16 protein-coding genes are annotated in these 22,664 nt (G+C 45.9%); 7 read left to right on the top strand and 9 right to left on the bottom strand.

Annotation, left to right across the window (positions count from 1 at the left end; genetic code table 11):
• Positions 1-3: 3 nt before the first annotated feature.
• Complete coding sequence (locus GJQ68_RS20995) at positions 4-1,635, bottom strand: S41 family peptidase (RefSeq protein WP_162419236.1); 1,632 nt, start codon at positions 1,633-1,635, stop codon at positions 4-6.
• 176 nt (positions 1,636-1,811) lie between these two features.
• Between GJQ68_RS20995 and GJQ68_RS21000 the strand changes: the two genes are divergently transcribed.
• From GJQ68_RS21000 to GJQ68_RS21015, 4 genes are read left to right on the top strand one after another with little or no spacing between them, the layout of a single operon-like run.
• Positions 1,812-2,570 carry a hemerythrin domain-containing protein gene (locus tag GJQ68_RS21000; RefSeq protein WP_162419237.1) on the top strand — a complete coding sequence of 253 codons (759 nt, stop codon included), beginning with the start codon at positions 1,812-1,814 and terminating at the stop codon, positions 2,568-2,570.
• Positions 2,570-2,983: a Holliday junction resolvase RuvX gene (gene ruvX, locus GJQ68_RS21005; protein WP_162419238.1), complete on the top strand. Its 414-nt coding sequence runs from the start codon at positions 2,570-2,572 to the stop codon at positions 2,981-2,983. Before GJQ68_RS21000 ends, ruvX begins: the two co-directional genes overlap by 1 nt.
• Positions 2,980-3,531 (top strand): peptide deformylase, encoded by a 552-nt coding sequence (gene def, locus GJQ68_RS21010; RefSeq protein ID WP_162419239.1) that lies wholly within the window; start codon positions 2,980-2,982, stop codon positions 3,529-3,531. The genes ruvX and def overlap by 4 nt, the downstream gene beginning before the upstream one ends.
• Positions 3,532-3,567: 36 nt before the next feature.
• A complete protein-coding gene (locus tag GJQ68_RS21015) occupies positions 3,568-4,359 on the top strand; it encodes an amidohydrolase (RefSeq protein ID WP_162419240.1) in 792 nt (263 codons plus the stop codon).
• 3 nt (positions 4,360-4,362) lie between these two features.
• Here GJQ68_RS21015 and GJQ68_RS21020 read toward each other — a convergent pair whose 3' ends face one another.
• Entirely contained in the window at positions 4,363-6,552 is a 2,190-nt protein-coding gene (locus tag GJQ68_RS21020) for a T9SS type A sorting domain-containing protein (protein WP_235941831.1), read from the bottom strand.
• Between the two features lie 115 nt (positions 6,553-6,667).
• On the opposite strand from GJQ68_RS21020, the gene GJQ68_RS21025 reads away from it, so the two are divergent.
• Positions 6,668-7,960, top strand: coding sequence for a UDP-N-acetylmuramoyl-tripeptide--D-alanyl-D-alanine ligase (locus GJQ68_RS21025; RefSeq protein ID WP_162419242.1), 1,293 nt, complete (start codon positions 6,668-6,670; stop codon positions 7,958-7,960).
• Positions 7,961-8,058: 98 nt separating this feature from the next.
• Here GJQ68_RS21025 and lpdA read toward each other — a convergent pair whose 3' ends face one another.
• From lpdA to GJQ68_RS21060, 7 genes are all read right to left on the bottom strand, one after another.
• Positions 8,059-9,456, bottom strand: a complete 1,398-nt coding sequence (gene lpdA, locus GJQ68_RS21030; protein WP_162419243.1) for a dihydrolipoyl dehydrogenase — start codon at positions 9,454-9,456, stop codon at positions 8,059-8,061.
• A 63-nt stretch (positions 9,457-9,519) separates the two neighbouring features.
• A complete protein-coding gene (gene odhB / locus GJQ68_RS21035; RefSeq protein ID WP_162419244.1) occupies positions 9,520-11,079 on the bottom strand; it encodes a 2-oxoglutarate dehydrogenase complex dihydrolipoyllysine-residue succinyltransferase in 1,560 nt (519 codons plus the stop codon).
• 88 nt (positions 11,080-11,167) lie between these two features.
• Positions 11,168-13,960: a 2-oxoglutarate dehydrogenase E1 component gene (locus GJQ68_RS21040; RefSeq protein WP_162419245.1), complete on the bottom strand. Its 2,793-nt coding sequence runs from the start codon at positions 13,958-13,960 to the stop codon at positions 11,168-11,170.
• Positions 13,961-14,263: 303 nt separating this feature from the next.
• A complete protein-coding gene (locus tag GJQ68_RS21045; RefSeq protein WP_162419246.1) occupies positions 14,264-15,079 on the bottom strand; it encodes an NAD(P)-binding domain-containing protein in 816 nt (271 codons plus the stop codon).
• 138 nt (positions 15,080-15,217) lie between these two features.
• On the bottom strand, positions 15,218-15,844 hold the full coding sequence (locus tag GJQ68_RS21050) for a sterol desaturase family protein (protein ID WP_162419247.1): 627 nt from the start codon (positions 15,842-15,844) through the stop codon (positions 15,218-15,220).
• A gap of 142 nt (positions 15,845-15,986) precedes the next feature.
• A complete protein-coding gene (gene bshA, locus GJQ68_RS21055; RefSeq protein WP_162419248.1) occupies positions 15,987-17,129 on the bottom strand; it encodes an N-acetyl-alpha-D-glucosaminyl L-malate synthase BshA in 1,143 nt (380 codons plus the stop codon).
• A 62-nt stretch (positions 17,130-17,191) separates the two neighbouring features.
• Complete coding sequence (locus GJQ68_RS21060; protein WP_162419249.1) at positions 17,192-20,161, bottom strand: glycoside hydrolase family 3 N-terminal domain-containing protein; 2,970 nt, start codon at positions 20,159-20,161, stop codon at positions 17,192-17,194.
• 248 nt (positions 20,162-20,409) lie between these two features.
• Between GJQ68_RS21060 and GJQ68_RS21065 the strand changes: the two genes are divergently transcribed.
• Both GJQ68_RS21065 and mutL read left to right on the top strand, forming a co-directional pair.
• Positions 20,410-20,820 carry a hypothetical protein gene (locus GJQ68_RS21065; RefSeq protein WP_162419250.1) on the top strand — a complete coding sequence of 137 codons (411 nt, stop codon included), beginning with the start codon at positions 20,410-20,412 and terminating at the stop codon, positions 20,818-20,820.
• The gene (gene mutL, locus GJQ68_RS21070) at positions 20,817-22,664 is read left to right on the top strand and encodes a DNA mismatch repair endonuclease MutL (protein WP_162419251.1); all 1,848 of its coding nucleotides are present in this window, start codon (positions 20,817-20,819) and stop codon (positions 22,662-22,664) included. Before GJQ68_RS21065 ends, mutL begins: the two co-directional genes overlap by 4 nt.

Genomic DNA, 22,664 nt, shown 5'->3' on the forward strand with positions numbered 1-22,664 from the left:
GAGTTATTCATCGAAAAACGCTAGGTTTTCCGCTTTGTCTAACAATTTTATTGCTTGCTGGTAGACTTCATTGATGTCATTAATGACTTTATAAAAGGCATTGTCATCGTAAATGTTCCTAGCCATGTGCGCTTTGAGAAGTATTTTCAAATAGACTTTGGATTTATTAAAATCTTTCTCGTTGTAGGTAACATCGTATTTTTCACCGGTCTTAACCAAGGTGTTTAGCATACCGTCTGAAACGTTGAATTCGTTATGGAATTCCTCAAACGACATATTTTCAAACTTTTGCTTGTTCGTATCCAGGTAATCCAGAATGAACTCTCTCCAGGATTCAGAGTTAAACAATCTGCTTACGTAAGAACTGGTCATAGTGGTGTCTAGCGGAACAAAGTAATCTGGCATAATCCCTCCTCCGCCATACACGGTTCTTCCTTTTACCGTCTGGTATTTCAAGCTGTCGTTAAATTCTATGCTATCCGCATTGAAAAATTCACCGTGCTCTAAGCGATTATAGTAGTCCATGGCGTATTCTTCTTCATCTTCACCATAGGGCTTTTGAATGGATCTGCCAGAGGGTGTATAGTATCGTGCGATGGTGAGTCTTAGCTCAGCACCATCCGACAGGTCTATGGGCATTTGTACCAGTCCTTTTCCAAAGGTCCTTCGACCCACAATTAATCCCCGGTCATTGTCCTGCAAGGCCCCAGCGACGATCTCCGATGCGGATGCGCTTCCTTCGTTTACCAGTACCACTACAGAACCATCTTCGAAGGCACCCGGCCTGATGGCCCTTGCTTTTTGGCTGTAGCGCTTGAGTTTACCTTCCTGCGAGACGATGACAGCATTATCATCTAAAATTTCATCAGCAATGTTGATGGCGGCCCCCATGTAACCTCCGGGGTTACCCTGAAGATCCAGAATCAAACGTTCCATTCCATCTCCTTTGAGCTCCTGTAAAGCCGATCGGAATTCCTCGTGGGTATTGGCGGCAAATCGGGTTATTTTGATATAACCGGTTTGATTGTCAATCATGTAAGAGGCGTTGACACTGTGCTGAGGGATCTTATCTCTGACAATTTTGTATTCCAGCAGATCGGATTCGTTTTTCCTTTTGATATCAATCACTACCTCACTTCCTTTAGGTCCCCTCAACAGGTCGAATACGTCCCGGTTGGTAACTCCGGTTCCGGCAACCGTTTCGCCATCTACCTTTACGATTTGGTCGCCAGGAAGCAGGCCAACTTTCTCGGATGGCCCTCCTGTTAGCGGCGAAACAACGTAAATAGTGTCTCTTAAAATACCGAATTCAATTCCAATCCCGTCAAACTCTCCTTCTAATTGAGATTTAGCCAGCGCGGCATCTTCGGCAGGAATGTAGCTGGAATGCGGATCCAGTTTTCCCAACATTTTTTCAATGCCAAATTCTACCAACTCATTGGTGTCCACACTGTCCACATAATCCCTGTTGATATAGGTAATGATCTCCTGCACTTTATAAATTGCCGATTTTAAATCATTCCTGTCTGTTTTTGGTTCTGCAAAGGTCGCTCCAATCCATATTCCTGCTGAAATACCCAGGGCAAGAAAAAGGGGGAGTCTGATCTGTGCTTTGGTGTTTTTCTCTATACTCACGTTGTCTCGGTTTTATTTTTACCATGCAAGAAAATGCATCGTTTAATATAATTCATTTTAACCAAATATACAATTAAACATGCATTGAATGCGTTTCGTTTAAATTAACGCAATTAAATTCAAATCGATGCCGCAACATCCCTTTTTTTACGTTAATTTATTTTAATTTTGTAGCCATGCATGCCTTTGAATACAACGATAAAAAGTCCATCGCGGATCTGGTCAGTGAAAACCACGTTCTGGCGGGGGTATTGCATTATTTTGGCATCCGTTTTTTTCAGCATGAAACCCATTCTTTGGTAGAGGCATGTCAGGCGCATAAAGTGAACCCTTCGCAGGTAATAGCTGCACTGGAAGACTGGGCCTCCAGAAAGGAGCCTACCAAAGAGGAATTGTACCTGCACCCCATAGAATTGGTGGTAGGCTACCTTAAGAAAAAACACCGGTACTTCGTGCGACAAGCACTTCCCTTTTTGTCAAGTATGGTGGAGGGGATTGAATTAGGTTCGGAACATAAAAACCTGATGACAGACATGAGGTTAATGTTCCCCCTCTTTGTGGATGATTTTATTCATCATATCCATGAAGAAGAAGATACCCTGTTTCGGAGAATTAGTCTTCTGCGAGATATCGATGCATCCATGTTACCCCTTACAGATGCCATCCAGGTATTCACCCTGCCCCCCATTGCGATCATGGCGGCTGACCATGAAGCTCATGACGATGAGATGGAGGGGATACGAAAACTTACCAACGATTACCATATACCGAAAAGTGCAACAGTGTCTATGAAAGTTCTTTTCCATGAGTTGCAGCAGTTGGAAGAAGAGCTGATAATCCATGCGAAAATTGAGAATGACCTGCTTTTTCCCAAAGCGATTGAGTTGGAAAAGGAAGTTAAGCGTAAACTCACCCTCCAAATAAAAAACAATTAATGGGCCGGATTCTGGCCATAGACCTGGGGACCAAGCGAACGGGTCTGGCCGTGACAGACCCGCTGGGCATGGTGGCCAATCCCCTGGAAACTATCCCAACACATAATTTGTTTACCTATCTAAAATTATATTTGGAAAAGGAAGAAGTTACAGCAATAGTGATTGGTTTCCCAAAATCTTTGGACGGAAAAGACACGCAAATGACGCAGCCGGTGTTGGCGTTGGAGAAAAAACTGAAACGAAGCTATCCGGCTGTCGAAGTGGTCACGGTCGATGAGCGCTTTACTTCCAAATTAGCCATGCAAACCATGATAGAAATGGGAAGCAGCAAGAAGGACAGAAGAGAAAAGGCTGGTAATCTGGATAAAATCAGTGCGGCCATTATATTACAAACTTACCTTGAAAAGAGATGATATACCCCATAGTCGCATATGGAAACCCTATTTTGAAACGAGAAGCCGAAGAAATACAGGAAGGTGAAGATGTAAAAGGTTTGGTCAAAGACATGTTTGAGACCATGGGACTGGCTAGCGGCGTAGGGCTGGCGGCTCCCCAGATAAATAAGGGAATTCGGCTGTTCGTGATCGATAGCAGTTTGATGTTGGATGAGGATGATACGGAAAAGGGAGTTAGAAAAGCGTTTATTAACCCCATAATCCTGGATGAATATGGTGATAAATATGTTTTTGAAGAAGGTTGCCTTAGCATACCCGAAATACGCGCAGAGATTACCCGTCCTGAAAAATTGACCATTGAGTATTTTGATGAAAACTGGAACCTGAAAGAGGAGGAATTTTCCGGTATGACCGCTCGGGTAATCCAGCACGAATACGACCATCTGGAAGGCATTCTTTTTGTCGATTACCTCAAAGGGTTGAAAAAGCGGATGGTTAAAGGAAAATTATTGGACATCAGCAAAGGAAAAGTACCTACCGACTACCGCATGGTCTATCCCGGCTGATAAGCTGTTTTTCGTATTTTTAGTAGCGACCCGTTTATGGAAAATATCACCTTAGCTTTATTTCAAACAGCACTTCATTGGGAAGATTCTGCAGCTAACCTGGCCATGTTTGAGGAGAAAATATGGCGTATGGAAGGTAAGGCCGACCTATTGGTACTTCCCGAAATGTTTACAACTGGCTTTACCATGAATACCGGGAGTCAGGCCGAACCGATGAACTTGCACAGTACCCGGTGGATGCAGCAAATGGCAGGGCAAATGAATGCCGTAATTACGGGTAGTGTCATCATCAAAGCCGGGAAAGACTTTTATAATCGCCTGCTTTGGGTAGAACCCAGTGGGAAAGTATCCTATTACGATAAAAGGCATCTTTTTCGAATGGCTGACGAAGACGACTTCTACTCGATGGGTACCAAAAACGAGTTTTTTACCCTGAAAGGCTGGAAGATACGACCACAGGTCTGTTACGACCTACGGTTTCCGGTTTGGTCCCGAAACCAGGCCTCCGAAGAGGGGGTAATGGATTACGATCTGATTTTCTATGTAGCTTCATGGCCTGCCCCCCGGGTTCAGGCGTGGGATATTTTGCTTCAAGCCAGAGCGGTGGAAAACCTGGCTTATTGCGTGGGCGTTAACCGGGTCGGACAGGATGGAAATGGAGTAAGTTACTGCGGCCATTCTGCAGCATATGATTTTAAGGGGAATTGCCTCGCCAACGGGGGAGAGAAGGAGGGAATTGTTCGGGTTACCCTTGAGGGCGACGCACTTATCGAATACCGGAAGAAATTTCCCGCCTGGAAAGATGCAGATGCCTTTAACTTAAAATAATACCTAGGGGCGCAACCAGAGCTTTCTGTAAATCCTTGGATGATCGGGAGCCTGAAATTCCAACAAATACAACCCCGGAGGGTAGCCCCAGAGGTCAATTTCGTTTCTTTCGTTTTCAGTAAGGGAAAGCCCCGATTTTACCAGCTTGCCGTTGCTATCAAAGATAGAAAGTTTCACTTTCCCTTGATTGACAATTAATTGAATATTTTTCCCTTCACTGGGATTAGGAAATACCAGCACCTCCATGCGGTCCGGTACCTCACCATCAGGATTCTGAATCCTGCTCAAATACTCTAGTCCTCCGCCCCGGCTTCCAACTATCAAGTCGGGTTTTTCCCCCAGAAGTCCCGGGACAAAACTTACCCAGGTATTTCTACCGTATCGGGTATTCTCAAATGTCTTTTCCGCTACCTGAATGAAAACCGGATTGATTTCCGGCATTCCTAAAATATCTTTTACGGCATACATTATTCCCCGCTGGTCAATGGCCATCAAATGTGGCTGGGGACCGGAAGTCACAGCCACCGAAAGGTTTCTGCTTACCGGGTTATCGACAAAACCAAGAAACTCCCGTTCCAGCAACCTTACCTCTGGAACAGTATTATCTGAAATCGAAAACAATACCAATTCTCCCGTCTGCCGGGCCAATAGGAGATAATTATCGCTCGAATCATGAAACAGGTATACCTGATCTGATCCCCGCATGGTAAATTCAGGCAATGAAATTGCTATTTTTTCCTCAGGAGCGGATAGGGGAGAAAACCATAGCTTTTTCTCTGGAATCTGATTGGTGTATACTTCGGTGCTGAGTATATGAAAAGTTTGATTGGAAGCATTGGTGAATTGCTGATAACCGGGTTCCAGAACGGTCGTTTTTGACAATTCCATAAAGTCATCGTTAATTAACCGTAGCGTTTTATCCGTTAGCTCAAATTCAAAAATCCGGCCCTGAACGCCTTTATCCGTTAGCACATTCGCTCCAACATATAAATTTCCCTGTAATTGGTTTCCGGCAAAGTAAGGGCGGGAATTTTCTCCGAAATCCAACATTTGCTCCTGCAAAAAAGCCGGGGTTTCAACGGGGTCCGACTGGTCGGGTCGAAGCAAATACACACTATTAGAAAAATCAGCTCCGCTATTGAGGGCAGGTTCGGAGGAGTGGCTGGATACGACTAACTTTTCTCCCAAAGAAAAGGCACCATGAAAAATCGGGAATTCGGGTAAAGCACCAAAATCCGGAAGTGATTTGGAAAACGTTTCGAAAAAGGGCTCGTTGTCCGTTCCCTGATTGGGAAGAAAATACAGTGTTTTGCACAAGTCCTGACCGATAAGTAAATCCTTAGTCCCATCTCCGTCAAAATCCTGGTAGAGCAGTGTATGACCACCGGAATGCATGGTCCGGAGGGAGCTGGGCGACGAATTCACAGTAATGGGCTGTCCGCCGCAGGTCTGTCCAAAACTAATCGCATCACAACCGCAAAATTCAAAATTCCCCCATCGATTTACAGCAGCGGCAAAACCGTCAATGTCTGGCGCTCCGCCACGCTCCACGCTGGTATTCCGGTAATATTCGAGGTAATCCCCGGTAGCAAAATTAAAGGTGAGTACATCCAGGTCTCCGTCCCCGTCCAGGTCATCGATCAAAGGTACATCCAGTATATTTGCAGTCAGATTGGATCCATTTTCTAGTCTCAGGAATTCTTGAGCTACTACCCAGTCAGGAAACGGATCCTCCGCAACAGAAATGTTCCGGTATGCTTTGATTCCGAAAGGAGAGCCGGTAAACAAATCCTTTTTTCCGTCCTGATCAAAGTCTGCCAGCAGCAGAAAGGCATTGACATCCTCCGGAAAAAAGTATTCTGCGCCTGGAAAGTACTGGTACCCGGTAGCAGTTTCCTTGTAGGCATGTATTCTACCCGCATTGATATCCCAAATGATCAATTCTTCCACCCCGTCTCCATCCAGATCAAATTGCTGGAACTGGGAAGCGTTGATACCTCCCGCAAAAGGCATGGTAAATTCCTGTTCGGAGTTGGAAACTACGCGGATGTCTGATTCAATCTGAAATATGTCCTGGGAATGGCCCTTCATAAAAAGGCCAATTGTCAGGAATAGAACCAAGTACGTTCGAGTCATCAGGAGTTGGATATCTGCTTGTAAGCTTTGAGGTGAAATTAATGGTTTGCGAGCCATTATTATAGTTATTTTTGTTCTTTAACGATAAAAAATGAAAACGGATATGTTACTTTTGCCTGAACGGGGAGCTATATACCCCTGATTTTTAGCATTTGGAAGCAACGTACCAGCAATGGAAAAGATCACACAATTGTATAACCACTTTCAGTTCGCTACGGGTGTTTGTACGGATACGCGAAAACTACAATCGGGGGAACTGTTTTTTGCCCTTAAGGGACCAAATTTTGATGGAAACCGTTATGCGGCAAAAGCCCTGGAATTAGGGGCTTCCCTGGTAGTAGTAGACGATCCTGAAGTGGGGGCAGGAGAGAAGTATTTTCTGGTCGAAGATGCGCTGAAAGCACTTCAAGACCTTTCCACTTTCCATAGAAAAAAATTCGATCTACCCGTCATTGGTCTCACCGGGTCCAACGGAAAAACCACCACCAAAGAATTAATGCAGTCGGTATTGTCACGGAAATTCCAGGTTCATGCGACAGCAGGTAATCTTAATAATCACATTGGCGTTCCATTGACCCTCTTGGGGATAACGGAGGAGACCGAAATTGCCATCATCGAAATGGGAGCCAACAAGCAGGGGGATATCGCAGAGCTATGTCATATCGCTTTGCCTACCCATGGGTTGATTACCAATATCGGCAAAGCGCACCTGGAAGGGATGGGGGGGCCGGAAGGAGTATTGAAGACAAAAACCGAACTTTTCCAGTTTCTACTGGAGTCAGAAGGGAAGGTGTTTATCAATACCAAACAACAGGTCTTCTCGCAAATGATACGCAGGTTTAAAGATCCGGTATTGTTTCCGGGTACGGGTGATTTCTGTTCGGTATCCATGCTGGATGCAGATCCGTATGTGAGGTTTAGTGTGGAAGGTGGTTCGGAACGTTATACTTCTGCGTTGATAGGAAGCTATAATTTTGATAATATAGCCGCAGCCATTTGTGTAGGTGCTTTTTTTGGCGTTCCGGCCGGGGATGCTGCCAGGGCAGCCGCCAGCTACGTCCCAGCCAACATGCGCTCCCAGATAATGGAAAAAAGGAGTAATTGGATTTTTATGGATGCGTACAATGCGAACCCCTCCAGCATGGAAGAAGCCCTCAACGCTTTTGAAAAACTGAATAAGCGCCGGTACAAAATGGTGATTCTCGGGGACATGTTAGAGTTGGGTCCCCATACCAGGGAAGAACATGAAAAACTAGGAGAATTGTTGCAAAGGATGCGCCTGGATAAGGTCTGCCTGACCGGCGAACTCATACAACATGCCTTACCGAAGGTACCGTATGCCCTGTACTTCCCAGACTCTTTTTCCTTGCGAAATTGGCTACAGGATTCTTCCCTGGAGGACTACCAGATTCTGATCAAGGGTAGCCGGGGAATGAAACTGGAAACGCTGATGGATTTTATCTGATGTTTTGCCCTTAGCTCCGGTGGATTATTAGGTGCTTTTCTAATGATAAAAAAAAGCCCCTGATGAGCTCAGGGGCTTTTAGATTAATGACCCGGATGTTACACGTGTAGTGCCCGGTTATCGGTAGCGGCAAGGCAGGCCTCGCGAAACGCTTCCGTATAGGTAGGGTGAGCATGGGACATTCGGGCAATATCCTCGGCTGAGGCCCGGTATTCCATGGCCACTACCGCTTCTGCTATCATGTCCGCAGTACGGGGTCCGATCATGTGTACTCCTAAAATCTCATCCGTTTCAGCATCCGCCATCACCTTCACGAGCCCGTCGATATCTCCACTTGCCCTGGCTCTGCCAGAAGCCATAAAGGGGAATTTTCCGGTTTTGTACTGAATACCTTTTTCCTTGAGCTGCTCTTCTGTGTAGCCCACTGAAGCTACTTCCGGCCAGGTGTAAACCACGCCGGGGATCAACAGGTAATTGATATGAGGCTTTTGACCGGCCAGCTGCTCGGCTACAAATACCCCCTCTTCTTCCGCTTTGTGGGCAAGCATGGCCCCTTTTACCACATCTCCGATGGCATAGATGTTGTCTGCGGATGTTTTCAAGTGTTCGTCTACTTCTACCTGACCCTTATCATTGAGTTTAACGCCGGCGGCTTCTGTATTCAATCCTTCGGTATAGGGTTTCCTTCCGATGGATACCAAAACATAATCCCCTTTTAGATTCACTGTTTCCTTTTTCGAATTTTCGGCTGTAACGGTTACCTCCTTCCCCTTTTTTTCCACTCCAGTGACTTTGTGCTTGAGGTAGAATTCCATACCTAACTTTTTCAGCGATTTTTGCAGCTCTTTTCCCATGGTTTTATCCATGGTGGGGATGATGCTGTCCAGGTATTCAACGACGGAAACTTTTGCCCCTAGCCTCGCATAGACTGAACCCAGTTCCAAGCCAATAACGCCTCCTCCAATGATAATCAGATGCTTCGGTACTTCTTTTAGCTCAAGCGCTTCCGTGGAGGTAATAATCCTGTCTTTGTCCAGTGAGATGAATGGCAGGTTGGCAGGTTTGGAACCGGTGGCAATGAGGATGTTTTTGCCCTCGATTTCTTCCTTTTTCCCATCCTCTTTGGCGATGCTTACGGTGTTTTTATCTTTGAATGATCCCAATCCCTGAAAAACGTCAATTTTATTTTTTTTCATCAGGTACTGAATGCCATCTACATTTTGCTTGACGACATCCCGCTTCCGTTCGATCATTTGTTTGAAATTCACCTTCAGGTCCTTCAGGTCAATACCATGGTTTTTGAAGGTATGGGCCGCATTGTGGTAATGCTCCGAGGAGTCTAGCAAGGCTTTGGATGGAATGCAGCCAACATTGAGGCAGGTGCCGCCAAGGGTGGAATATTTTTCGATAATGGCAGTTTTCAGGCCCAGTTGTGCCGCCCTTATTGCGGCGACATAGCCACCTGGCCCGGAACCGATTACGATTAAATCATACATACTTGATCGTGGTTTATATTCCTGCCTTTTTAATACCTTCAGGCAGGGTTACGTGAGAAAAAGTTAAATGCCTAGTAATAATCGGGAAGGATCCTCCAGCAGTTCTTTCACACGCACCAGAAAACTTACCGATTCCCGCCCATCAATAATTCGGTGATCGTAAGAAAGGGCCAGGTACATCATGGGAAGGATCTTAACTTCACCATTCACGGCCATTGGTCTTTCTACAATATTGTGCATGCCTAAAATGGCGGCTTGCGGGGCGTTGATGATTGGCGTGGACATCATGGACCCAAAGATACCGCCGTTGGTTAACGTAAAGGTTCCCCCGGTCATTTCATCGATGGTCAGTTTGCCTTCTCTTGCCTTAATTGCCAGCCGCACCACTTCTTTTTCGATTTCTGCAAATGAAAGCTGTTCCGCATTCCGGATCACCGGGACTACCAAACCTTTGGGTGACGAAACGGCAATGGAAATGTCACAGAAATGATGGTAAATAATTTCATTGCCGTCTATTTGAGCATTGACCGCAGGCCATTCCTCCAAAGCGATGCATACCGCTTTGGTAAAGAATGACATAAAACCCAGGTTTACCTCATACCGCTCTTTAAATTTGTCTTTGTATTGCTTCCGTAGATCCATGATGGGCTTCATGTTTACCTCGTTAAAGGTGGTCAACATGGCCGTTTCATTTTTTACAGAAACGAGGCGCCGGGAGATGGTTTTTCTCAGCGAGCTCATTTTCTCTCTCCGACTATCACGCGCTCCGGCTTTCTTCCCTTCGTTGGGTTGCGCTTCCGCTTTGCTTTTTTCAGGTGTGGCGGCTTTATCAGAGGCTGGCTTGGCTTTCGGTTGCTCGGCTTTGAGGGCATCCTCCTTGGTGATACGGCCGTCTTTGCCCGTGCCATTTACGGATTTGGGGTCAATGTCTTTTTCAGCCAGGATTTTAGATGCCGCCGGTGAAGCATGGCCAGCGGCATACGTTTCTTCCTTCTTACCATCAGCCTGGATTGACTGCTGACTGCTTTTTTCCTGTGTTTTTTCCTCCTGTTCCTCCGGAACCCCGTCGGTTACTTCAATTTTACATATCAGCCCGCCTATTTCCAGGGTATCTCCCTCCTTTGCTACTTGCCTCAATATTCCGGTCGCTTCGGCTGGGAGTTCAAAGGTCGCTTTATCCGAATCTACTTCGGCAATGATATCGTCCAGGGATACATGATCGCCATCCTCTTTGAGCCAGGTGGCCAGGGTCACCTCGGTGATGGATTCACCCACAGTAGGGACATGCATTTCTTTTACTTCCCCGGATTTTTTCGAGCTGCCTTCATTTTTCCCGGAAGGTTTGGTTTCCTCCTCAGTTGGTTTCTCGCTGGCAGCCGACTCCGATCCTTCCGGATCGATTTCACAAATGGCAGCTCCTATTTCGAGGGTGTCCCCTTCCTCAGCTTTTGTGTGCAGTATTCCCGCCGCTTCAGCGGTCAACTCAAAAGTAGCTTTATCAGATTCGAGTTCACATAGAACCTCATCCATTTCTACAAATTCGCCATCATTCTTAAACCACTGTCCTACAGTAACCTCGGTGATGGATTCGCCCACGGCAGGCACTTTGATTGTTATACTCATCGGTTATTTGATTTTTACCGGATCATGCATAAAGTTCCGGTTAGCATTTATCTCGATTTATGTTATAAACTGAAAATGAAAAGGGAAATTAAGAATTAATTTTTAAAGCTTTTTCCAAAATTTGCTTTTGTTCTTCCAGATGGACTTTATGATAGCCGGTAGCAGGCGAAGCACTTGGCTTTCGGGCAATGACATCCATGTTCAGATCTTTAAATAGATTCCTGACAATAAAGGCCCAGTAGCCCATGTTTTCCGGCTCCTCCTGAACCCAAACGGTTTCGGTTTTCTTCCCGTATTTTTTAATGGCATCCAATAGCTGGTTTTTAGGAAGGGGGTGAATTTGCTCCAGGCGGATGATAGCCACATCTTCGACCTTTTCCTTTTCCCTCATCTCGATCAGGTCGTAATAGATCTTTCCCGAACAAAGGACGATGCGTTTTACTTTTTTTACATCCACCTGATCGTCTAACAGTACTTCCCGAAACCCACCCTTGGTGAATTCTGCAATTGGGGACATTACTTTAGGGTGTCGAAGCAGGGATTTGGGCGACATGACGATGCAGGGCTTTCTGAAATTCCAGGCCAGTTGTCGTCGCAACAAATGGAAGAAGTTGGAAGGTTCCGTGATATTGGCAACGATTACGTTGTACTCCGCTGCCAACTGAAGAAAACGTTCCGGTCGGGCATTGGAATGTTCCGGACCCTGCCCTTCATACCCATGGGGTAAAAGCATGACCAGACCATTCATTTTTTGCCACTTGGATTCGCCTGAAGTGATGAATTGGTCGATCATGGTTTGGGCACCGTTGGCAAAGTCGCCAAACTGGGCTTCCCAGACCGTCAATGCATTCGGGTTTGCCATGGCATACCCATATTCAAAGCCCAGAACAGCGTATTCTGACAAGAGGGAATTGTAGATGTAAAATTTCCCTTTACTCTCTTTAAGTTCCTTCAGGGAATTATGCGGCTTGTTGGTGTTGGCGTCATGAACCACCGCATGCCGATGGGAAAAGGTGCCCCGCTGGCAATCCTGACCGGTAATCCGAACGGTTTTGCCATCCAAAAGCAGGGATCCATAGGCCAGTAATTCCGCAGCCGCCCAATTCAGGGTTTTGGTTTGGAAAAACATCTCCTTTCGTTGCTTGAGCTGGGCTTCAATCTGCTTGATGGGTTTAAAGCCTTTTGGCAGATAGGTAAGTGCTTCGGCGACTTTTTCTATATCCTCCAGGGGAATGGCCGTTTCCGGGGATTTCTCAAAATCTTCCGGTTTGGCCCTGCGCAAAGCTTCCCATGCTTTCTCGAAAGGAGAGGAGGTATAAGGTAGGGGTTTTTCTTTGACCATATTTAATCGATCCTGAAGCAGTTGCCGAAACTCTTTATCCATTTGTTTGGCCAGCTTCGCATCTACCTGCCCCCTTTCCAGCAAGGTTTTATTATAAATCTCTCTTGGGTTGGGGTGCTTGGAAATCAGATTGTATAATTCCGGCTGCGTAAATTTGGGTTCATCCGATTCGTTGTGACCGTGCCTTCGGTAGCAGACCATGTCTATAAAAATGTCCTGGTTGAATTTCTGGCGGAATTCGACGGCAAGTTTGGCAGCATAGACCACCGCCTCCGGATCATCTCCATTCACATGGATAACCGGGGCATCAATGATCTTGGCTACATCCGTACAATAGATCGAACTTCTGGCATCGTCAAAGTCCGTCGTAAACCCTACCTGGTTATTGATGACGAAATGGATAGTACCCCCGGTGTAGTAGCCTTTTAGATTCGCCATTTGGGTAACTTCATACACGATTCCCTGTCCGGCTACGGCGGAATCGCCATGTATCAGGATCGGGATCATTTTGTCTTCGTCACCCTGGTAATGATCGTCTATTTTAGCACGTACAAAGCCTTCTACCACCGGGTTGACCGCTTCCAGGTGGGAAGGGTTGGGTGCCAGTTTCAGGATCATCAGCTTTTCGTTTTTGGCAGGTACCTCCGAAGAAAAGCCCATATGGTACTTCACATCCCCATCCCCCATGGTCAGGTCCGGTTTTGCCGTTCCTTCAAATTCAGAGAAGATTTGCTCATAGGTTTTTCCCATGATGTTGGCCAATACATTCAGACGACCCCGGTGGGCCATTCCGATCATCACCTCATCCACTCCCAGGTCAGCCGCTTTATTGATAAGGGCATCTAAAAAAGGGATGGTACTCTCTCCACCTTCCAATGAAAATCGCTTTTGCCCCAAATACTTGGTATGGAGAAAATTTTCAAAGACAACGGCCTCGTTCAGCTTGGATAAAATTCTTTTTTTATCCTCCAGCGGCGGATTGAATTCCAGAGCTTCCTTTTCTACCTTGATCCGAAACCAATCGAGCATTTCGGGATCGCGTATGTAGAGGTATTCAAATCCCATGGATCCTTCATAGATGATTTTTAGGGACTCAATGATTTTGGATAACTTGGCATCACCTATACCAATCTCGTTCCCGGCCTGGAATACGGTGTCCAGATCATTTTTATCTAATCCAAAATCATCCAGGTCCAAAAGAGCCTTCCGGTCTCGCCTTTCCCTTACCGGATTGGTTTTGGAGCGCAAATGTGCCCGGGAGCGGTAGGCATGGATCAGCGCTCTGACTTTTATTTCCTTTGGCAATCGCTCCATGTCCATGATGGTGCCTTTGGTAGCCAGGTTGCCATTGACGGCAGTACTGCTCCCCGCTTCGGCACCTCCATTTTCATCTTCCCCATATTTGTTTATTGCAAATTCAAACCCATCGAAGAAAGCCTTCCAGCTGCTATCAATGGATTCTGGGTCCGTCCGGTAATCCTCATACAGCTCATCGATGTAGGCTACATGGGCATTGGAGATATAAGAATATTTATCCATAGTTTGAAATGTTCAGAAATCAAAATTAAGTCTTTATGTTATTTAATAAAAACCGCATATGCGGTTATACAAATAGAACTGATTATCAGCATTTTTGTTTTTTAACATCCATATAATAGTTTGTATTTATAAATATGGTAGTATATCCTTTTTTTCTTATCTCTTTCGTAAAAGTTGATTCTGAATTCCCTGATATCAGGACAGGGGTTGAGTCAAAAAAAGATGAGATTTTGATAAATAGGCTGATTTCCGAGTAATAAACCGGAAGGGGCTTGTGGGTCGGAAAATGAACGCCGGGCATCCTTATCCGAAATAGGAAAAATCCAAAGGGTTTGGATATTCAAACTGAAAACCGGTTTGCTGCCATTTTTCGCTGGATATTTCTTTCCATTTTTGCGCGGGAGGACTTTCATAACTGGCAGGAGGTGGAAAGCCTAGTTCAGCGGCATTTTTTTCGAAAAGGACTTTTTTAGCCGGGTGTTCGGGGCTCACGATGTTAAATGTTTCGTTCCAAAGGTGTTGATCGATTAGCCAATAAATAGCCTGGACTGCATCTTTCCGGTGAATGTAATTGACCGGAGGATGCCCGGGGACCTGTTCTTTTCCTGAAAAATACCTTCCCGGGATCCGGTCATCGCCCAATAGCCCTCCAAAACGAAGAACCGAAAGGTCATAGGTTTTTTCTTCCCACAAAAGCTGCTCTGCATGCCATAAAGCCGGATTCCCGGTAGTCTCCGCAGTGAGTTCATCGGTTTCCCGGGCGATTTGATTCTGGCTGGGGTAAACGGAAGTAGCACTCACATAGACCACCTTTCCAATGCCCAGCTCTCTGATTACTTGCCTCAGGTACTTGATTTGCTGGGGGTGAAAATCATCTGACTTGGTGCGGCGGGATGGCGGGATATTGATAAATAAAAGGTCTGTCTCAAAAAGCTGAGAGGGGAAAGTAGCGGCAAGACCGGGACTGAGCAGCAGTTGATCCGCCTGAATTCCCTGCCGAACCAGATGCGCTTTTTTTTCCTGGCTGCGGGTACTACCCTTTACTGAAAACCCCTTCTGTTGAAGGAATTCGGCCAGCGGGAGGCCCAGCCAGCCTAGTCCAATTATACTTATTGTCATTATTTTTGGTTTTCGGAGAAAAACAATTTCTTTCCGAAATTGAAATCAGTGCGTCAACCTTTTTTTTGCCGATCAAAGCACCTTCAAAATAAATGAATATACCTGGCCCTCTCAGGATCGCCGAAAAGGCTGCTTATATCAGTGTTTTTTCGGAGCGGTACCAAATACATAATCCCAAAGCGGCGTACTGACTCCAAAGGCTACATCCGGGTCTTTGTAATGGTGAATCGCATGATTGACCCATAAAATTTTGAGGAAATTCTTTGGCGGTTGGTAAGCATGGACGGTGAAATGCACCCCCAGGTACAAGGCATAACCGACCAGGAATCCGGGGAGAAAATAGAAGACCATGTCACCCATGATAAACTCAAAAAGGAAATAGAGTATTACCGTATAAAGCCCCGATATAACCGGAGGCATGGCCAATCGGTCCTTGTCTTTGGGGTAATCGTGGTGCACTCCGTGGACGGAATATTGTAATTTATCCTTCCAGCGGGTATCGGGAACCATATGATAGACATACCGGTGCAATAGGTATTCCACGAATGTAAAAAACACAAATCCGCTTAATAATAAACCCGCTCCTTTCCAGAAGGAAATACTGGCTGTAAAAATTCCAAAATATAACGAAAAAAGGCCTACACCTAGAAAAATGGCGATAGGTATGCTGATATGGGTCCTGCTTAGTTTTTCCAATGCGGGATTGGTAAACATTTTGGCGGAACCGCTATTATCTGGCCGGTCCAATCTTCCAATTTTTTTCATTCTTTATGTAACGTTTGGTCAATGTGCGTTCTTTTAATACCTAATGTAGGCATTAAAACCATCATTTGGTATTATTTGTCAATTTAACGTATTGAGGGCCGTAACTGGTTTCAAAAATAGCAAAAAACATACCTGATTTCACTCATTGATTTTCGGCAAGCAGGGTATTTTCGATGGTTTTCGTGTAAAAGGCCTCGTATAAGGGTAAAACGGCCGTCACGTCGAATTTCTTGGCTCTGGCGAGGGCATTTTTTTTAAAAACAGGCAGGTTTTTTTCATCCAGGATAATCAGTGCCTTTTCGGTCATCTCTTCGATATTTCCTACTTCGCATAAAAATCCCGTTTCAGCATTGATGTTTAATTCGGGTATTCCGCCTACATTGCTAGTCAACAAAGGGACTTCACAGGCCATGGCTTCCAAGGCGGCCAATCCGAAGCTTTCTTTTTCGGAAGGCATGATAAATAGATCCGCTACGGACAGCACTTCCTCTACCGCCTCCAGTTTGCCTAGAAACCGGATGTCCTCGCAGGTCCCCAGTTGTCGGCAAAGCCTTTCCATTTTATCCCTTTCCGGACCGTCTCCTACCAGTAATAGTTTGCAGGGGATGACTTTTCGAACTTCAAAAAAAACCCGAATCACATCATCCACCCGCTTTACCTTGCGGAAATTGGACGTATGAACCATGAGTTTTTCATCATTTGGGCATATGGCGCGCTTAAAATGTTCTTTCTTTTGTTTTTTGAAGCGATTTAGATCGATAAAGTTCGGGATAACCTCAATGTGGTTATCCACGTCGAAGTGCAATAAGGTGTCCTTTTTTAGGTCTTCCGAAACGGCCGTTACGCCATCCGATTCATTGATGCTAAAGGTAACGACGGGCTCATAGCTGGGATCTTTTCCCACCAGGGTAATGTCTGTGCCGTGTAGCGTGGTCACTACCGGAATGATGATTCCCTGTCGTTTTAATATCTGCTTGGCCATATAGGCCGCTGATGCATGAGGAATGGCATAGTGAACGTGAAGCAAGTCCAATTGCTCGTATTTAACCACATTTACCATTTTACTAGCCAGTGCCAGTTCGTATGGGGCGTGTTCAAAAAGCGGGTAACTCTTAATATCCACCTCGTGGTAAAAGAGATTTTCGCTGAAAAAATCAAGTCTGGTGGGCTGGCTGTAGGTGATAAAATGAATCTGGTGACCCTTAGCGGCTAGCGCTTTGCCTAACTCAGTTGCGACTACTCCGCTTCCACCGAAGGTGGGGTAACAGACGATCCCGATTTTCATCCTAAAAGATTTTTGTGAAGGCTATTTTATCCAAGTTCAACACCAGACCTATATTGTTTTGTTCATTTTCCCGCCAAAAGGAACTCACTTTTTATGGAATTATAGATAATATCCTGAATGTCTGAACGAATGTTTTCACGTAGTAGTCGATTATTTCCCGCATCAGGGTGTACCCGGTTGGATAAAAACACATAAATCAACTGATTTTCCGGATCGGCCCAGGCGGCCGTTCCGGTAAAACCCGTATGGCCAAAGGTGCTTAAGGAAGCCAGGTTGCCCGTGGGTCCTTTGTCTTTTTCCGGGTCCGGTTTGTCCCAACCCAATGCACGCCGGCTGCGGAAGGATTGCTTACTGGTGAATTTTTCTATCGTTTCGGAATTGAGCAGTTCTACCGGACCATATTTTCCGTCCTGAAGCATCATTTGCATTATTTTGGCCAGATCATTTGCCGTGCCGAAGAGTCCCGCATGACCGGCCACTCCGCCATACAATGCGGCTCCCGGGTCATGAACGTATCCCTGTACCAGGGTTTTTCTGAAGATGCGATCGTCTTCGGTAGGAGCGATTTCCTTTGGTTTGTATTTCTGTAGGGGTAAATACCCAAAGCGATACATGCCCAATGGATGGTAGAAATGTTGTTCCAAAAACTCATTCATGGGTTGGTTTACCCGTGTTTCGATCAAGCGGTGTAGCAGGTACATCCCCACGTCTGAATACCGGTAACTGTATTTTCCATTCCGGGGACGGACATACCGGAGGTTTGAGGCTAGCGTCCATTTCCATACACTGTCCGGAAGGGCATGGTGGGCAAAAACGCCCTTGGCTACCGGAATGGTATACGGGGATTTATGTTCACTGCTGTAGTATTCTTCCTTCCATTCCGTTCCTTCCAGGGTATTGGTGAAATGAGGAATGTAGGGCACCAATCCGGCTTCATGGGTTAAAATATCCCGGATGCGTAGTGGGGCCTTATTGGTTCCCTTAAGCTCCGGTAGATACGTTTGTAAAGGTTCGTCCAACGAAATGAATCCCCGGTTTTCTAAGAACATAATGGCCTGTGTGGTAGCCAACACCTTGGTAAGGGAAGCCAGGTCGTACATGGTTTTGTCCGTGACGGGTACGTTTTTTTCGTAATCCAGGTGCCCATAGAATTTTTCAAAGACCACCGCACCATTTTTAGCGACCAGCACAGTGCCTCCCGGGGTGGCTTTCGATGAAATGGCCTTTTCCATCAGGTCGTCAATTTTCATCAAAACCCGGCTGTCCATCTGTTGGGCTTCCGGGGTGCTGTATGCCAGCCGGTCCAGATGTGGCGTAGCGATGCCATGCCCCTGACTCCAGGTTTGCGAGATACTAATGGGGAGCTTTCCGGTCCCTGCCCTTCCTCCAAAAATTACCTGAGGTGCCAGGCTTTCGGTGAAATCGTTCTCCTCGTAGGCTAAAATGAGATTCTCCTGTCCCTTGAAATTTTCAGCCGCGTAGGCATTGCCGAAAACCACTGTGATGACTTTATGGTCATTCTGCAAACGGTTAATGAACTCAATTTCCTCGGTATTTAATCCAAAATTCCGCCGAGGATTATTGCTCATGCCCATCACCCCGACCACGATGGTGCCAAAATCCTTCAGGTTGCGCTCCATGGCGGCGTAGTTGTCCCGATTACTGTTTGGTCGTAAAGTGAAATGGGTAAATTCCGTATATTTGTCCAGGTAGTTTTTAAAGGTTTCTCCCCTGCCACCCAATGTAAGCGAGGCCATATTTTCCATATCCAGGTGCCGTACAGGGATGGCTTGCTCCTGGTTGTTGACCACCGTAATGGAAGCAGCATAAAGCTGTTCTATCAGTGCTTGCGTACCAAAATTACTGATTCTCTCTACCAGTTTTTGGGTGGATACTTCTTGTTTTTGGTGCAATCCGGCCCAGTATTTTGCATGGAGTATTTTGCGTATTCGGAGATCTATTTCCTCCCGGGTGATTATACCGGATTCCACTGCATTCAGGATTAGGGCTTTGGATTTGGGCACATCTTCTGCATAAAGCAGGATATCATTTCCAGCCAGGAGGGCCATTAAGTCTACCTGCCCCGGCTTGTATAGATTGCTGACCCCTTTCATATTCAGAGCATCGGTGAAAATCAGTCCCTGAAATCCCATTTCTTCCTTTAGTAACCCGGTGACTACCTTTGGTGAGAGCGTGGTAGGCAGGTCCGCCTCACTTCCCAGGCTGGGGATATGCAGATGGGCCACCATGATGCTCATAAGTCCCTCATCGATTAGTTCCCGATAGGGATATAAGTCAATGTCCATTATCCGTTCCTTGCTGTTGTAAATTACAGGAGTGGTATAGTGAGAGTCTGCATTCGTGTCCCCGTGTCCTGGAAAATGTTTCGCATTGGCCATGACGCCATTATCTTGCATCCCTTTCATATAGGCCAGGGATTTTCTACTGACCAGGTTCTTTTGTTCTCCAAACGACCGGTAACCAATAACCGGGTTCTCCGGATTCGAGTTGACATCCACTACCGGGGCAAAATTAATATGCATGCCTATTTCCTTAAACTGCCTGGCTATTTCCTTGCCCATTTGGTAGACCAGTCCATCATCGCTGGCTGCGCCCAGGGTCATTTGCTTGGGGAATTGCAATACGCTGTCCAGACGCATCCCCATGCCCCATTCCGCATCCATGGCAATAAAGAGGGGTGTTTTAGCCAGTTGCTGATAATGGTTGGTCAGATGCGCCTGTCTGACAGGACCTCCCTGAAAAAATATCAAGCCTCCCAAATTTTCCTCGCGAATCAGGCGTGAAATTTCTTCCCGATGTGCGGATCCTTTATTAGAGTAGGCCGCCACCATAAATAGTTGCCCCAGGCGTTCTTCAAAACTCAGGGAATTAAAAGTACTGTCAACCCAATGCTGCTGTTTCGGGCTGTTTTCTCCGGGGAAAGGATCGGAAGCGGCCTGCAACCCATTACCCGTAAAGGAAGCTAGCAGCAAAAGGAAACAAAAAGGCAATGCATAAACTTTTTGACACATGGGGGCGTTAAAATTTTATCGATTATAATAATAAGAATAACTTTGCAGACAATAGGCTAAAGAGTTAACCAAAATTACATAAATTCCGATCAGCTACCTACTTAAAAGTGATGAGCAGAATTTATTTTATTCAATAAACAATAGTTAAGTAAGTTCGGTTTCAGCCACTTTTGCTTTGACCTACTTGAGAAGAGGAAAAGCCGATAAAAGTTAACCTGGCAGATCCCGGGCATTCAATCGTTATAACAATGAAATTTCCATCTATATTCCGGACCAACCAACCCAGAAGATTCCAAATAAATCCCAGGCATTACGATCCCGTAAGAGAAGAGATTGATCAACGAACGCAAAATATCAAAAGGGAACTGGAAGCCAGGGGAGTCCTTGAATCCGAAGAGAAATTAAAGGCAGATAGTGGCTATTCCCACGGATCCAGTATCAGGGGCGCATTCACCAGCGGGAGCCCAATCAAAAAACAGCCATCGTCGGTGATGCAAAGTACCGGTATGATGCGCATGATTATTTTTGTGTTGCTGGTGGGTGGCTTTGTGGGATACCTGTACTTGGGGCCTGATTTTTTCTATTACGTGTTATACCTGGGAGCCTCAGTGGCCTTACTCATTGGCTTGTTCAAATTAAAACCCAAAAAAAATAAATGAATGACCTGATTCAGCTGTTGCCCGATGCGATTGCCAACCAAATTGCCGCAGGAGAGGTGGTGCAACGACCGGCTTCAGCCTTGAAAGAGTTGTTGGAAAATGCCATTGATGCGAAGGCAAGGAACATTTCCGTGGTGGTCAAGGATGGAGGCAAATCACTGATTCAAGTAGTCGATGACGGAATTGGGATGTCTATCACCGACGCGCGCATGTGTTTTGAACGGCATGCCACTTCAAAAATCCGGAAATCAGACGATCTGTTTGCCATCCGGACCCATGGGTTCCGGGGAGAGGCCATGGCATCTATCGCTGCGGTGGCACAAGTAGAGATGAAGACCAAACGGGCAGAGGATGAATTGGGAACCTGCATCGTCATTGAAGGTTCGATGGTGAAAAAACAGGAGCCGGTCGTGTTTCGGGACGGTTCTTCCATTTCCGTCAAGAATTTGTTTTTTAACGTGCCCGCCAGAAGAAATTTCTTAAAATCTCATGCAGTTGAAACCCGGCATTTGGTGGAGGAATTTCAGCGCGTGGCACTGGCCTATCCGGAAGTAGCCTTTTCGTTCTTTCAAAATGACCTGGAACTCTTTAACTTAAGCGAAGGAAAGCTCAGCAAGCGAATTCTTGGGGTATTTGGAAAGCAATACCGGAATCAACTCATTGCCTGCCAGGAAGAATCACCTCATATTTCCATCAAAGGGTATATCGGGAAACCGGAACAGGCCAAAAAGACCCGGGGAGAACAATACTTTTTTGTCAACAATCGCTTTATTAAAAGCAATTACCTGGCCCATGCGGTGCAAAACGCATTTGAGGCCCTGATCAGCTCCGATCAACACCCGTTTTACGTGTTGTTTCTGACAATTGATCCCAAACACATTGACATTAACGTTCATCCGACGAAGACCGAAATTAAGTTTGACGATGAACGGACCATTTACGGAGTGGTCCGGTCTGCAGTCAAGCAAGCCCTGGGAGCACACCATGTAGTTCCCATGATCGATTTTAGCATGGATGTGAATCTAGCTAACAACTGGAGTACTGATGGCGCAAAGCGGCAGGAAATAGGAGCCGAAAACGACTACCGAACTTACCGAGGGCCTGCCCTGCAAAATAAAAGCACCAAAGGTTGGGAGCAGCTATTCCGGCAGAATCCGGAAGACCGGGCCCTGCAATTTGATCCGGATAGGGGCGATCCTGAGGAGGGGCAATTGGTGACCTTTTCCAGTAAAGCCAATGAAAAGGAAGGTTCCCAATCGGCCTCCCCGGAGGTATCCATGGGATCTGGGAAGACCTTTCAGGTAGAACAAGCGTACATTATAGCGCAGACTTCCTCCGGATTACTTATCTTTGACCAACAGGCAGCTCATCAGCGCATCTTGTACGAGCGCTACTTCCGGCAGTTGGAGCAGTCCGGTGGAGCTTCCCAGCAATGTCTTTTCCCACAAACCATTAACTTGAGTCCAGCCGATTTTGCGCTAGTAATGGACTTAAAGGAAGAGCTGAATGATTTAGGGTTTCAGTTGACGGTTTTTGGACAGCACTCGCTATTGATCAACGGGGTTCCGGCGGATATTTCGATATCCAGTGAAAAAGTGTTGTTTGAAGAATTGCTCGAGCAATTCAAACATTTTAAAAATGAACTTTCCCTTAGCAGAAAGGAAAATCTGGCAAGGTCGTTGGCGAAGAAAACGGCTATTAAAAAGGGGGATATGTTAAAAACCCAGGAAATGGAAAACCTGGCCGGACAACTGTTTGCCTGCCAAAATCCAAACTACAGTCCGGAGGGCATAAAGACCTTTGTTAAATTAGATGTAAACAAGATAGAGCAATTTTTCTATTGA

Source organism: Cyclobacterium roseum (assembly GCF_010119225.1).
Lineage (GTDB): Bacteria > Bacteroidota > Bacteroidia > Cytophagales > Cyclobacteriaceae > Cyclobacterium > Cyclobacterium roseum.